This is a genomic window from Pseudaestuariivita sp. (assembly GCF_052825805.1).
In genome coordinates, this window is the sequence record NZ_JBRBVB010000008.1 from 115,939 (window position 1) to 129,443 (window position 13,505).

The 13,505-nt window shown below is 66.0% G+C and carries 10 protein-coding genes; 6 read left to right on the forward strand and 4 right to left on the reverse strand.

The window, feature by feature from the left end; all coding sequences use genetic code 11:
- Position 1: 1 nt before the first annotated feature.
- On the reverse strand, positions 2-3,355 hold the full coding sequence (carB, locus tag ACU0B3_RS10325) for a carbamoyl-phosphate synthase large subunit (protein WP_446260774.1): 3,354 nt from the start codon (positions 3,353-3,355) through the stop codon (positions 2-4).
- A 186-nt stretch (positions 3,356-3,541) separates the two neighbouring features.
- Between carB and ACU0B3_RS10330 the strand changes: the two genes are divergently transcribed.
- Positions 3,542-4,216, forward strand: a complete 675-nt coding sequence (locus tag ACU0B3_RS10330) for an HAD-IA family hydrolase (protein WP_446260775.1) — start codon at positions 3,542-3,544, stop codon at positions 4,214-4,216.
- Here ACU0B3_RS10330 and ACU0B3_RS10335 read toward each other — a convergent pair.
- Positions 4,198-5,427, reverse strand: a complete 1,230-nt coding sequence (locus ACU0B3_RS10335; protein WP_446260776.1) for a class I SAM-dependent methyltransferase — start codon at positions 5,425-5,427, stop codon at positions 4,198-4,200. The two genes, ACU0B3_RS10330 and ACU0B3_RS10335, sit on opposite strands and share 19 nt — an antisense overlap.
- A 179-nt stretch (positions 5,428-5,606) precedes the next feature.
- Here ACU0B3_RS10335 and aspS point away from each other — a divergent pair, with 179 nt between their 5' ends.
- Together aspS and ACU0B3_RS10345 are read left to right on the forward strand one after the other, a co-directional pair.
- Complete coding sequence (gene aspS / locus ACU0B3_RS10340) at positions 5,607-7,457, forward strand: aspartate--tRNA ligase (protein ID WP_446260777.1); 1,851 nt, start codon at positions 5,607-5,609, stop codon at positions 7,455-7,457.
- Positions 7,458-7,460: 3 nt separating this feature from the next.
- Complete coding sequence (locus tag ACU0B3_RS10345) at positions 7,461-8,201, forward strand: BglII/BstYI family type II restriction endonuclease (protein WP_446260778.1); 741 nt, start codon at positions 7,461-7,463, stop codon at positions 8,199-8,201.
- A gap of 64 nt (positions 8,202-8,265) precedes the next feature.
- On the opposite strand, the gene ACU0B3_RS10350 is transcribed toward ACU0B3_RS10345, so the two are convergent.
- Entirely contained in the window at positions 8,266-8,910 is a 645-nt protein-coding gene (locus tag ACU0B3_RS10350; RefSeq protein ID WP_446260779.1) for an MT-A70 family methyltransferase, read from the reverse strand.
- Positions 8,911-9,062: 152 nt separating this feature from the next.
- Between ACU0B3_RS10350 and ACU0B3_RS10355 the strand changes: the two genes are divergently transcribed.
- The 3 genes from ACU0B3_RS10355 to ACU0B3_RS10365 all read left to right on the forward strand — a co-directional run bounded on the left by ACU0B3_RS10355 (position 9,063) and on the right by ACU0B3_RS10365 (position 12,511).
- Positions 9,063-10,457, forward strand: a complete 1,395-nt coding sequence (locus ACU0B3_RS10355; RefSeq protein ID WP_446260780.1) for a DUF1800 domain-containing protein — start codon at positions 9,063-9,065, stop codon at positions 10,455-10,457.
- A 15-nt stretch (positions 10,458-10,472) separates the two neighbouring features.
- Entirely contained in the window at positions 10,473-11,687 is a 1,215-nt protein-coding gene (locus ACU0B3_RS10360; RefSeq protein ID WP_446260781.1) for a DUF1501 domain-containing protein, read from the forward strand.
- Between the two features lie 83 nt (positions 11,688-11,770).
- The gene (locus tag ACU0B3_RS10365) at positions 11,771-12,511 is read left to right on the forward strand and encodes a GNAT family N-acetyltransferase (protein WP_446260782.1); all 741 of its coding nucleotides are present in this window, start codon (positions 11,771-11,773) and stop codon (positions 12,509-12,511) included.
- A gap of 205 nt (positions 12,512-12,716) precedes the next feature.
- On the opposite strand, the gene ACU0B3_RS10370 is transcribed toward ACU0B3_RS10365, so the two are convergent.
- Positions 12,717-13,442: a response regulator gene (locus tag ACU0B3_RS10370; protein ID WP_446260783.1), complete on the reverse strand. Its 726-nt coding sequence runs from the start codon at positions 13,440-13,442 to the stop codon at positions 12,717-12,719.
- Positions 13,443-13,505 lie beyond the last annotated feature (63 nt).

Consider the following 13,505-nt stretch of genomic DNA (forward strand, 5'->3'; position numbering starts at 1 on the left):
ATCACCCCTGCAACGCCAGCACCCCGACCTCCCCCTCTTCCCGGGCCTGCATCGCCATGGCGGCGGCATGGGCGCCGGCGGCGGTCGTGTAGTAGGGGATTTTGTCGTAGAGGGCGATGGAGCGGATGGAGCGGCTGTCTTCGACGGCTTGGATGCCTTCGGTCGTGTTGACGACAAGCGCGATGCGGCCGTCCTTCATCTGGTCGGTGATGTCCGGGCGGCCTTCGTAGACTTTGTTGACCACTTCGCAGGTGAGGCCGTGCTTTTCGAGGAAGGCGGCGGAGCCGCGGGTGGCAACGATGGTGAAGCCGAGGCCAGACAGGGTACGGGCGGTCTCGACGAGTGCGTCCGTCTTGTCCTCGTCCTTGATCGAGAAGAAGACGCGGCCGCCGGTCGGCAGGTCGGTGCCTGCGCCCATCTGGGCCTTGAGAAAGGCGCGGGCAAAGGTGGCGTCGGCGCCCATGACCTCGCCGGTGGAGCGCATTTCGGGGCCGAGGATCGTGTCGACACCTGGGAAGCGGGCGAAGGGCAGGACGGCCTCTTTCACTGCAAAGGTGTTGATGCTCGGGTCAACCAGGTCGAAGTTCGCCAGAGGCTCCCCTGCCATGACGCGCGCGGCGATGGAGGCGATGGGGGAGTTCACCGCCTTGGCCACGAAGGGCACGGTGCGGGAGGCGCGGGGGTTGACCTCGATCAAGTAGATGTCGCTGCCTTTGATGGCGAACTGGACGTTCATCAGGCCGACCACGTTGAGGGCGAGGGCCAGCTCGCGGGTCTGGCGTTTGATCTCATCGAGCACGTCGGCGGAGAGCGAGTAGGGCGGGAGCGAGCAGGCGCTGTCGCCGGAGTGCACGCCGGCCTCCTCGATGTGCTGCATGATCCCGGCGATGTGCACGTCGGTCCCGTCGCAGAGCGCGTCCACGTCGAGTTCAGTTGCGCCCGAGAGGTAGCTGTCGAGCAGGACGGGGCTGTCGCCGGACACCACAACGGCCTCGGCGATGTAGCGTTCGAGTTGGGACATATCGCGCACGATCTCCATCGCGCGTCCGCCCAGCACGTAGGAGGGGCGGATCACGAGGGGGAAGCCGATATCGCCGGCGATCTTGATCGCTTCGGCATCGGTGGAGGCGATGCCGTTGTGCGGCTGTTTGAGGCCGAGGCGGTTGACAAGCGCCTGGAACCGTTCGCGGTCTTCGGCGAGGTCGATGGCGTCGGGGGTGGTGCCGAGGATCGGGATGCCTTCGGCTTCAAGCGCGTTGGCGAGCTTGAGGGGAGTCTGGCCGCCGAACTGGACGATGACGCCGTGGAGCGTGCCGTTCTGCTGCTCGACGCGCAGGATTTCCATGACGTGTTCAAACGTCAGGGGCTCGAAATAGAGCCGGTCGGAGGTGTCGTAGTCGGTCGACACGGTCTCCGGGTTGCAGTTGACCATGATCGTCTCGTAGCCCGCGTCCGTGAGCGCGAAACAGGCGTGACAGCAGCAATAGTCGAACTCGATCCCCTGCCCGATGCGGTTGGGACCGCCGCCGAGGATGACGACCTTTTTGCGGTCCGAGGGGCGCGCCTCGCACTCGACCTCGCCCATCATCGGGGCCTCGTAGGTGGAGTACATGTAGGGCGTCTGCGCCTCGAACTCGGCGGCGCAGGTGTCGATACGTTTGAAGACGGCGGTGACCCCGAGGTTGATGCGCGCGCGGCGCACGTTGGCCTCGTCCCTTCCGGTGAGTTTGGCGAGGCGTGCGTCGGTAAAGCCCATCATCTTGAGTGCGCGCAGACCCTCTTCGGTCATGGGAAGGCCGTCGCGGCGGGTCTCGACCTCGGCCACCATGATCTCGCGGATGCGGGCCAGGAACCACGGGTCGAACTTGGTCAGGTCGATGATCTCCTGATCGGAGAAACCGAACCGCATGGCTTCGGCGATCACACGCAGACGGTCGGGCGTTTGCTGTCCCAGCGCGCGGGTCACCGCTTTGTCGATCATCTGCTGGGCGGAGGCATCGGCGCCGAACTTCACCTGCGGCAGGGTGCCTTCGGGGCCTTCGCGCAGCACGATGGCGCTATCTTGCGGCAGGCCCTCGATGGCGACCTCGTCAAAGCCGGTGAGGCCGGTTTCCATCGACGCGAGCGCTTTTTGGAGCGACTCGTGGATGGTGCGCCCGATGGACATGGCCTCCCCCACGGACTTCATCGCGGTGGTGAGGTACGGCTCGGAGCCGGGGAATTTCTCGAAGGCAAAGCGCGGGATCTTGGTCACGACATAGTCGATGGTCGGCTCAAAGGACGCGGGCGTCACGCCGGTGATGTCGTTGTCGAGCTCGTCGAGGGTAAAGCCCACGGCGAGCTTGGCCGCGATCTTGGCAATCGGGAAACCGGTCGCCTTGGAGGCGAGCGCCGAGGAGCGCGACACACGCGGGTTCATCTCGATCACGACCATGCGCCCGTCGACGGGGTTGATCGCCCATTGCACGTTGGACCCGCCAGTCTCGACCCCGATCTCGCGCAGCACGGCGATGCTGTGGTTGCGCATGATCTGGTATTCTTTGTCCGTGAGCGTCAGCGCCGGGGCGACGGTGATGCTGTCGCCGGTGTGCACGCCCATCGGGTCCACGTTCTCGATGGCGCAGACGATGATGGCGTTGTCGGCGCGGTCGCGGACAACCTCCATCTCGAACTCCTTCCAGCCGAGGAGCGACTCGTCGACGAGGATTTGCCCGACCGGGGAGGCGTCCATGCCGGACCGGCAGAAGTGCTCGTAGTCGGCGCGGTTGTAGGCGACGCCGCCGCCGGTGCCGCCAAGGGTGAAGGCAGGACGGATGATGGCGGGCAGGCCAATCTCCTCGAGCGCGTCGAGGGCTTCGCGCACGCCAGCGTCGAGGTCTTTGCCGCCGCTCGCCGTCTTGGGCGCGGTGACGATGGTGGCCTTGGGGTTCTCGATCCCGAGCCTGTCCATCGCCTCGCGGAAGAGCTTGCGGTCCTCGGCCATCTCGATGGCGTCCCGCTTGGCGCCGATCATCTCGACCCCGAACTTGTCGAGCACTCCCATCTCTTCCAAAGCGAGGGACGTGTTCAGCCCGGTCTGCCCGCCCATCGTCGGGAGGAGCGCATCAGGCCGCTCTTTCTCGATGATCTTGGCGACGACCTCGGGCGTGATGGGCTCGATGTAGGTCGCGTCGGCAAGGCCCGGGTCGGTCATAATGGTCGCCGGGTTCGAGTTGACGAGGATCACCCGGTACCCCTCTTCCCGCAGCGCCTTGCAGGCTTGCGCGCCGGAGTAGTCGAACTCGCACGCCTGGCCGATGACGATGGGGCCGGCTCCGATGATCATGATCGACTGGATGTCGGTACGTTTCGGCATGTCGGACCCTCGTCTTGTGCGCCCCGGACGGAGCCAAATTGTCCTGCCTTATAGGGATCGCGGACCGGCGCGCAAGGCGCTCGGGCGCAATATCTTGGCCCTCCGTTTTGCGCCCGAATTGCCCACGCGCTGGGAACCCGGGCAGGCCGCTCTACGTTCGCGTCAAAGGAATGAGGAGAACGCACCATGTCACGAGCATCGACACTTTTGATCGGATCCATCGGGGTGCTGACCGAAAGCTCCGACCTGCAACGCCAGGCGTTCAACGCCGCCTTTGCCGAGCACGGCCTGGACTGGGCGTGGGATGCCGAGGAGTACAAGTGCCTGCTGCGCACCCAGGGCGGGCGTAACCGCATCGTCGCCTATGCCGAGAGCCGCGGCATCGGCGTGCCGGCGGACGCCATCTACGAGGCCAAGGTCGCCGCCTATGAGCGGCTGGTGGACACACACGGGCTGACACTCCGCCCGGGGATCGGGGACCTCCTCGCCGAGGCACGTGTGGCCGAGATGAAGCTCGGCTTTGTCACCGCGACCTCGACCCGGCAGATCGCGTTGATCGCCGGCGCGCTCAAAGAGCAGCTGTCGCTCGACATTTTCGACTACGTTGGGAACATCGACCGCGTGGCGGAGGGCAAGCCCGCGCCTGACATCTACCATGATGCGCTGGACGCGCTCGACGTTACGGCCTCGGACGCCGTGGCCATCGAGGACACCCCCGAAAGCGCTGGCGCGGCACTTGGCGCCGGTGTCCGCACGTTCGTCTATCCTGGCGCTATGGCCGAGGGGCGGGCGCTGCCGGAGAAGGCGGAGCTGCTGACAACGCCGCTCGACGCGCTGCGCGCTCAGCCGCTCGCAGCCTGATCGGCGAGTAACTTTTCGGCATAGAGGTAGTCCCGCGTCTTGGGGACTGCCATCATCCTGCGTGACAGCTGCAGGTGGAACACCGCCTGCGGCTGTGACAGGAATGCGCATTCGCAGATCACCAGATAATAGCGCCACATCCGCACGAAGCGGGCATCGTACATCGCCTCCACCTCGTCCACGCGCGCCTCGAACCGGGCGCGCCATTCGGCCAGCGTCGTGGCGTAGTGTTCGCGCCAGACCTCGAGGTCCGCGATCCACAGTTGCGCGGCCTCGGTGGCGTGGGCGAGTTGGGACAGCGACGGGATGTACCCGCCGGGAAAGATGTACTTGGCGATCCAGCTTGATTGCGCTCCCGGAGGCGCGCAGCGCCCGATGGTGTGGATCAGCGCAATCCCGTCTTCGTCGAGCAGGTCTTTGACCTTGGCAAAATACTCCCCGTAGTTCGGCGCGCCCACGTGTTCGAGCATCCCGACCGAGACGATCCGGTCGAACGGACCTTTGAGCGTGCGGTAATCCTGCAGGCGGAAATCGACCTGGCCGGACAGCCCGGCTGCCTCGGCCCTCTGGCAGGCGACGGCGTGCTGGCGGGCGCTGAGCGTCACGCCGACGACCTCTGCGCCGAACTCCTTGGCCAGTGTCAGGCCCATCCCGCCCCAGCCGCAACCGATGTCGAGCACGCGCTGGCCCGACTCGATCCGCAGCTTGCGCGCGATGTGCCGCTTTTTCGCCAGCTGCGCCTCCTCGAGCGTCATACCCGGATCTGACCAGTAGGCACAGCTGTACTGCTTGTCGGTGTCGAGAAAGAGATCGTAGAGGTCGTCGCTCAGGTCATAATGATGCGCGACGTTGTCCTTGGCCCGGCCGATCCGGTTCGCCTGACTGACGCGCAGCAGCGCAAACCGCGTCTTGAGGAGCGCCTTTGCCAGAAAGGGTACGTCCGGACCCTGACGATTGCGCAGCACCAGGAGGATGAAGTCGCGCAGATCACCCTCCTCGATCACCACACGCTCGTCCATGTACCCCTCGCCCAGCGCGAGGTCCGGGTCGAGGCACAGCGCCTTGACCAGCGCGTCGTCCTTGAGGCGCACGGTCGACAACATGTCCCCGCCGGGTCCGTAGGTCTTGCGATGCCCATCTGGCCAAATCACGGTCAGGGCGCCGCGGGTGATGAGGTGGCGGAGAAAGCGGTCGAGTATCTTGTCCCACATAACAACGTGTCTCGTGGTGGTCTTGGCGTGGATAGCAAAAGGTTAACGTCTGCGAAAACGCCCTGTCAAAGGGGAGCGTTCCCTGGCAGGCCGCCCCATCCGCTTGACAAGCCGCGCTGCCTCGTTTGTATCGGCGCGACCTGCGCGCTTCGGGCGCGCTTCCCTTGAAAGGCCACGCCATGCACGCCTACCGCAGCCATTCCTGCGCCGATCTGAACGCCAGCCATGTGGGCGACACCGTGCGGCTCTCGGGCTGGGTGCACCGCGTGCGCGACCACGGCGGGGTGCTCTTTATCGACCTGCGCGACCATTACGGCGTGACGCAAGTGCTCTGCGACCCCGACAGCCCGGTCTTCGCCGAAGTCGAAAAGGTCCGCTCTGAATGGTGCATCCGCATCGACGGCACCGTGAAAGCGCGCGACGAGAGCCTCATCAACCCCAAGATCGCGACCGGCGAGATCGAAGTCTTTGTCCGCGACATGGAGGTGCTGGGTAAGTCCGAAGAGCTGCCGCTCATGGTGTTCGGCGATCAGGAGTACCCCGAGGAGACGCGCCTCAAATACCGCTACCTCGACCTGCGCCGCGAGGTGATGCAGCGCAACATGACGCTCCGTTCGGACGTGGTTGCCTCCATGCGCCGCCGCATGTGGGACAAGGGGTTCCGCGAGTATCAGACGCCGATCATCACGGCCTCCTCGCCCGAGGGCGCGCGCGACTTTCTCGTGCCGTCGCGCCTGCATCCGGGCAAGTTCTACGCGCTCCCGCAGGCACCGCAGCAATTCAAGCAGTTGATCATGGTGTCGGGTTTCGACAAGTACTTCCAGATCGCGCCCTGCTTCCGGGACGAAGACCCGCGCGCGGACCGCTCGCCGACCGATTTCTACCAGCTTGACCTCGAGATGTCGTTCGTCGAGCAGCAGGACGTCTTCGACACGATCCAGCCCGTGCTGACCGGCATTTTCGAAGAGTTCGGCGGCGGCAAGAAGGTGGATCAGACGTGGGAGCAGATCTCTTACCGCGACGCGGCGCTCTGGTACGGCACGGACAAGCCGGACCTGCGCAACCCGATCAAGATGCAAGTCGTCTCCGAGCACTTTGCCGGGTCGGGCTTTGCGATCTTTGCCAAGCTGCTCGAGCAGGACGGCACGCAAATCCGCGCCATCCCCGCCCCCACCGGCGGCTCGCGCAAGTTCTGCGACCGCATGAACGCCTTCGCCCAGAAAGAAGGCCTGCCGGGGATGGGCTACATCTTCTGGCGCAAGCAATCCCCGGACAGTATCGCGCAAGAGCGCGGGATCACCGTCAAGGAGGTCAACGCACTGATCAAATCGGGCGAGATCACCCTTGGCAATGAAGCCGCAGGTCCCCTGGCCAAGAACATCGGTCCCGAGCGCACAGAGGCAATCCGTCAGCAGCTTGGCCTCGATGTTGGCGACGCGGCGTTCTTCCTCGGCGGCAAACCCTCTAGCTTTGAAAAAGTGGCCGGCAAAGCGCGCGACGTCATCGGCGAGGAGCTGAACCTCACCGACAAAGACCGTTTCGCCTTTGCCTGGATCGTGGACTTCCCGATCTACGAGGCGGACGAAGAGACTGGCAAGATCGACTTCGAGCACAACCCCTTCTCCATGCCGCAGGGCGGGATGGCGGCGCTCGAAGGCAACCCGCTCGACGTGCTCGGCTACCAGTACGACCTCGCGTGCAACGGCTACGAGCTTGTCTCCGGCGCCATCCGGAACCACCGCCCCGAGATCATGTTCAAGGCGTTCGAGATCGCAGGCTACGGCAGGGACGAAGTCGAGAAGCGCTTTGGCGGCATGGTCAATGCCTTCCAGTACGGCGCGCCGCCCCACGGCGGCTGTGCGGCGGGCATCGACCGGATCGTGATGCTGCTCGCCGAGACGCAGAACATCCGCGAGGTCATCATGTTCCCGATGAACCAACGCGCCGAAGACCTGATGATGAACGCGCCCTCCGATCCGATGTCGGATCAGCTGATGGAGCTGGGTCTGCGGGTGATCCCGCAGGAGTAGGCGATGTTCGACCGGCTGCGCGCGCTGGGGTTTGACGTGCTGGTGCGCAACCACGCCGAGGCAGTGCTGCAGGTCGACTTCCCCGAGGAGACGGAGACGCTGGTCTCCCTCCTCGCCAGCACGCGCATGTCGGCGGCAGAGCTGATCGGGTCCGGCGGCGGCGAGGCGCCCTCGACACAGCGCATCCGCCGCGTGCTCAGTGACGCCGGCTGGCTCAAGCACAACTTTCGGATCGAAACGACGGTGGACGGGGTCGCGCTCGGCGGCGGCACCAGCCACGAGATCGACCACGTCAAACAGGCCAAGGCCGGCCGTCTGGCGCTCGAGATCGAATGGAACAACAAGGACCCGTTCTTTGACCGGGACCTCGAGAACTTCCAGCGCCTGCACGCCCAGTCGATCATCAGCGCCGGGATCGTGGTGACCCGCGGCGCCGCGCTGCAGGCGGGCCTGACCCGGATCGTCGAGACATACCTGCGCGCGCACGATGTCGCCGAAGAGGCGGACCTGTTGCACCTGGGGATGAAGGACCGCACGGCTCGCCAGCGCACCTCGGTAGAGCGCGCCATGGCTGCCGGTGCAGATTTCCCGGCCGCCTTCGCGCGATTCTTCGTGGCTGACAAATACGGCATCGCAACCACGCACTGGTCCAAACTCACCGACCGCATCGCGCGCGGCGTCGGCAACCCCTGCCCCCTGCTGCTGATCGGCCTGCCCGCCTCAATCGTGACGGAGGATGGGTGAGATCACCCATCCTACTTTGCCGCGCTTCCCGTAGGATGGGTGCTCGCACCCATCCCCCTCGGGATCACTCCGCAGCCACCCCGGAATTGTAGGCGTAGGTCTTCCACGTCGGTTTGTAATCAGCGTCCGCCTGATTGCCCCAGACCGTCCAGCCCTCGCGCTGCCCGCGCCCGAAAAGCTCGAGATACGGCCCCCAGGAGCACCCCTCGATCAGCTCGTACTGCTCGTCAGGCTTGCGGGAATGCTCGCGCTTGCGGGTCTGCAGCATGTTCACCTGACGCCGTCCCGGCGGCAGCGTGCGTACGTTCTTGCCCCGCGTGCCAAAGAGCAGGATCTCTGTCACGTTGCGAAAGTAGAACCCCACCCCGCGCCCGTCCGAGCCGCCATCCTTGCGCACCTTGTGCCAGATGATGTTCGACTTGTAGGTAAAGCCCCATGCGCTCAGCACCTGCAATCCCTCCGGCAAGAGCGCATTCGGCACCCACATGTAGCAATGCGCGCGGTCCTCGAGGTGGTTCGCCACCGGCAGTGCGCAAATGTCCTCCACAGTCATCGTCGGATAGCGCGCCAGCCGCTTGTGCTCGGGCGCGACCTTGCCCGTGCGGTTGGTGAACCGCCACGGCGGGTCCGCCATCACGCAGCCGAACCGCGCCCCGTCGAGGAAGGCACGCAGGTCGCCAGATGCTTGATGTGCGGGCGTGTCGGTCATCATCGCTCCAAGTGTGTTGCGGAACGTTAGAGGAACCCGCGCGCCCTTTCCAGTGCGCTGATCCCCGCTTGTCTCAAAGTTGCAGGACTTTTCCCGTTTTGATGCCGCTTTTGCATTCCTATCTTCTGGGCAGGCTCTGACCGGAGGACGCCGTGCCCTTTGACCCGACCACCGCCGCGATCCGCTTTGGCTGCGGCCTGTCGCCCGACATCGCCGCTCCGACCTCACCGGACGCCCTGCTGGCCGAGATCGCAGGCCCCGACCGCATCGCCGCGGCCTTTCCGGTCGAGGATTTCGACGCCTTCCTCGTGCGCATGGCCGACTACCGCGACCTGGTGCGTGCCCGCCGCCGCGCCCGCGGCACCGACGACTTCGAAGTTGCCCGCAAGGCCACCAACGTCTTTCGCCGCTATGCGCGCGAAGACCGGATGCGCTGGCTCGGCACGCACATCCTGCGCCGCACGCACACCCGGCAGGGCCTGCGCGAGCGCATGGTCGGCTTCTGGGCGGATCACTTCACCGCGATGGGCAAGGGCGGCGTCGCCCGGTTCGGCACGACACCTTACGTCGAGACTGCAATCCGCCCCCACATCGCCGGACGGTTCGAGGACCTCCTGATCGCCGCCGTCACCGCGCCTCTAATGCTCATGTACCTCGACCAGGACGGTGCCATGGGTCCCAACTCCGAGATGGGCCTTAGACGCCAAGCCAAGGGGCGCACCGCCGGCCTCAACGAAAACCTCGCCCGCGAGGTGCTCGAGCTGCACACGCTCGGCGCGCAAGGGCCCTACACCCAGGCCGACGTGCGCCAGCTGGCCGAGCTTTTCACCGGCATGTCGGTACAGGCACCAAACGGGTTCAACTATCGCAAACCGCTCGCAGAGCCGGGCGCGGAGACCATCCTCGGGCGCACCTACGGCGGCGGGAACGAAACGTTTGCCGCAATCGACGCCGCCCTGCGTGACCTCGCCCGCCACCCCGCAACCGCGCGCCATATCGCCAGCAAACTGGCCACCCACTTCGTGTCCGACACACCTGACCCGGAGCTCGTCAGAGCGCTCGAGACCCGGTTCCTCGACACCGGCGGCGACCTCTACGCCGTCACCGAAGCGATGCTCGCCCACCCCACGGCGTGGGACGACACCGCGCCCAACGTCAAACAGCCCTTCGATTTCATCGCATCGGCCTGCCGCGCGCTGGGCGTCGCGCCGCACCACTTTGACCGGCTGGACGAGCGCGAGATGCTCGCGCTGATCCGGCAGCCGATGGCGCAGATGGGTCAGAACTGGGAACAGCCACCCGGCCCGGATGGCCTGCCCGAAGAGGACACCAACTGGATCACCGCGCAAGGGCTGGCCGCACGCCTGCGATGGGCGGTCTCTGCCCCCACGGCGCTGACAGGTGGCCTGCCCGACCCGCGCGAATTCGTCGAGACCGCGCTTGGCCCACGCGCGACGGAGGCCGTCCGTTTCGCCGCCCGCGCCGCCGAGAGCCGGGCGGAGGGGATCGGCCTCATCCTCTGCTCTCCCGCCTTCCAACGCCTCTGATCGGAGCGCTTGCCCATGACCGCCACTTCCCGCCGCACGTTCCTCACCCGCTCGCTCGCGCTTGGCTGCACTGCCGCCGCCAGCCCCTTGCTGACGCCGGTCACCTTTGCCAGCGCGCCCTTCGACAACCGCCTCGTCGTCATCATCCTGCGCGGCGGGATGGACGGGCTCGGCGCCATCGCCCCCTACGGTGATCCCGGCTACAGCGCCCTGCGCGGCGCGCTTGACGAGGGTGCCATCGACCTCGACGGGTTCTACGCCATGCACCCGGCCTTCGCGCCGCTCTTACCGCTCTGGCAAGCGCAAGAGCTCAGCTTCGTACACGCCGTCTCCACCCCGTACCGTGACAAGCGCAGCCACTTTGACGGGCAGGACATCCTCGAGGCCGGCACCGGAGAGACGGACGGCGTCACCGCGCGCGACGGCTGGCTGAACAGGATGCTGCAGACCGTGCCGGGGCTGCGGACCGACACCGCCTACGCCATCGGCCAGGGGGAAATGTACCTGACCCGCGGCGAGGCACCCATCGCCCGGTGGTCACCCGACATCGACCTCGCGATCTCGCCCCAGGCGCTGCTGCTTGCGGACCTCATCATGCACGACGATCCGGCCTTTCGCGACGCGATGGCCGAGGCGTTCGAGCTGGCCGACGGCGACGGCACCAGCCTGACAGCAGCGCCTAGCGAGATGTCGATGGACGGCATGGTCGAGGAGATGGCCCAGGCCCGCCAGGGCGCCGCACACCGCAAGGTCGCCGATTTCGCCGCCCAACGGCTCAAAGAAGACAGCCGCATCGCCGCCTTTTCCATCAACGGATGGGACACGCACAGGCGCCAGACGCAGACCTTGCCCCGCGCGATGAACCGGCTGGCCGACACTCTGCTGACCCTGCGTAAGCGACTCAGCGACACGTGGTCCAAGACCACCGTGATCGCCATGACCGAGTTCGGGCGGACGGTGCGGCTCAATGGCTCGGACGGGACCGATCACGGCACGGCGGGCGCGATGATCCTTGCGGGTGGCGCGCTGCGCGGAGGACGGGTCGTGGCCGACTGGCCGGGACTGGCGGAGGCCGACCTCTACGGACGCCGCGACCTCATGCCGACGCGCGACGTGCGCGCGCACGCGGCCTGGATCATGCGCGGCCTCTTTGGCCTCGATCAGCGCACGCTCGAGACGGCGATCTTCCCCGGCCTTGACATGGGCGCCGATCCCCGGCTGATCCTGTAGCGCACCCAACGCCTCGATGTGCATCCGTCTTGCATCCGCGTTTGCGACGCGTAATCTGCTCAAATCACGGGCGAAAGACGACGATGACGCAGGATATGCTCCCCGACGGTGAAGACCCGCGCCCCATCGGACCGCTGGTCGAGGGGTTCACTGTGCCGCCTGCGCCCTCGGGAGAGGTCCTGAAAGGAAGCTATGCACGGCTCGAACCGCTTCGCGCCGAGACCCACGCCGCCCGGCTCTTCCGCGCCTATGACGGCGACACGCGGGTCTGGCGTTACTTGCCCTACGGCCCCTTCAGCTCCTCCGCGCAATACCACCGCTGGGTGCGCGACACCGAAGCGCGGCAGGACCCGTTCTTTTTCGCCGTCCACAGCACCGCCGCCGCGGCCTACCTCGGCGTCGCATCCTTCCTGCGGATCAAGCCAACCGACGGCTCCATCGAGGTTGGACACATCAACTTTGCACCCGCTCTGCAAGGCACGCGTGCCGCGACGGATGCGATGTTTTTGATGATGGAATGGGCCTTCGAGGCCGGCTACCGGCGGTACGAGTGGAAATGCAACTCCCTCAACCTCGGCTCCCGGCGCGCCGCGCAGCGCCTCGGGTTCAGCTACGAAGGTACCTTCCGGCAAGCGACCATCAGCAAAGGCCGCAATCGCGACACGGCCTGGTTTTCCGTGATCGACAGCGAGTGGCCCGCGCTCAAGGAAGCCTTTGCCGCATGGCTGGCCCCTTCGAATTTCGACGAGACCGGCACGCAAAAAGAGCGCCTCAGCGATCTCACGCGGCTGGTGCGCGCGAGCGATGATCCTGCTTTGAGTTAGGTGTGGATGGCATCGAGCAGCGGGGACAACTCAACACAAAGGCACTCATCAAACACTTGTGCACGCGCCGGCCCGAGGGGTGGCGCAGTCGCGCCGCCCGTTTTGCCGAAGGCAAACCCTCGGTTTGACGGGGGCGGGTCGGCGCGGCCTGACAGTGCCTGTCAGGCGAAGGCTTCGATTTAGACGAATACGCAACAAGCCGAATTCAAATCGCCACCCGATGCTCAACACGGTCCGCCACCAGATCGGCCAAAGCGCCGAACGCGCGGACGGACACCGGGTCACTCGGTGCGCGGCTAACCTCGCGCGCGGCTGTCTGCGCCGCCTCGTAGAGCGCGTCGTCCTGCGCCGTCAGCGCAACGCCCTTGGCAAAGCGCGCCGCGTAGTCGAGCAGCACCATATCAGAACGGTCCTCGAGCACCGCCGCAAGGTGCAGCATGTCGTCGGAAAAGGCGATGGGATCGGGCTGCACGACCTCCTCGCTGAGCCCGCGCGGGCCCTTGGGTTGGCGCATCTCCGGCAGGTGGGACAGCAGCGTCTGCTGGAATTCGGCAAGCGCCACGATCGGCTTGGCCAGGAACCCATCCGCCCCGGCCTTTGCCACAGCTCCGGACTGCGTGTCGTCACCGCTCGAGCCGAGGATCACCTCGATGCGCGGCGCACTCGCAGCCGTCTCGCGGATGAGGTCGAGGCCGGAGCCATCGGGAAGGCCCACATCGACGATCAGAACGCTGGGCCGGTACACCTTGAGGTGACGCTCTGCCGAGGCGAGGCAATCGGCCCGCCGGATGCGCGCACCCGACCGCAGACACAAGAGCCGCAGCGCATCGCAGGCATAGCGGCTGTCCTCGACGGCAAGGACGGTCAAACCCAGCAAAGGGCGCGTCGCCGTCGGCTTGGGCATCGTCGCAAGATGAATCAGGTCGTCCATGGGTACCTCCACCAGTTGCGGTCACCATGCCGCAGCCCGGCTAATGCGAGGTTAACGCCCGCA

Excerpts from the sequence above, each read along its gene's own strand:
- ACU0B3_RS10370 (WP_446260783.1), bottom strand. The coding sequence starts at position 13,442 with ATGGACGACCTGATTCATCTTGCGACGATGCCCAAGCCGACGGCGACG.
- ACU0B3_RS10345 (WP_446260778.1), top strand. The coding sequence starts at position 7,461 with ATGTTCGACCGGCTGCGCGCGCTGGGGTTTGACGTGCTGGTGCGCAAC.
- ACU0B3_RS10350 (WP_446260779.1), bottom strand. The coding sequence starts at position 8,910 with ATGACCGACACGCCCGCACATCAAGCATCTGGCGACCTGCGTGCCTTC.
- ACU0B3_RS10365 (WP_446260782.1), top strand. The coding sequence starts at position 11,771 with ATGACGCAGGATATGCTCCCCGACGGTGAAGACCCGCGCCCCATCGGA.
- carB (WP_446260774.1), bottom strand. The coding sequence starts at position 3,355 with ATGCCGAAACGTACCGACATCCAGTCGATCATGATCATCGGAGCCGGC.
- ACU0B3_RS10335 (WP_446260776.1), bottom strand. The coding sequence starts at position 5,427 with ATGTGGGACAAGATACTCGACCGCTTTCTCCGCCACCTCATCACCCGC.
- ACU0B3_RS10330 (WP_446260775.1), top strand. The coding sequence starts at position 3,542 with ATGTCACGAGCATCGACACTTTTGATCGGATCCATCGGGGTGCTGACC.
- ACU0B3_RS10360 (WP_446260781.1), top strand. The coding sequence starts at position 10,473 with ATGACCGCCACTTCCCGCCGCACGTTCCTCACCCGCTCGCTCGCGCTT.
- aspS (WP_446260777.1), top strand. The coding sequence starts at position 5,607 with ATGCACGCCTACCGCAGCCATTCCTGCGCCGATCTGAACGCCAGCCAT.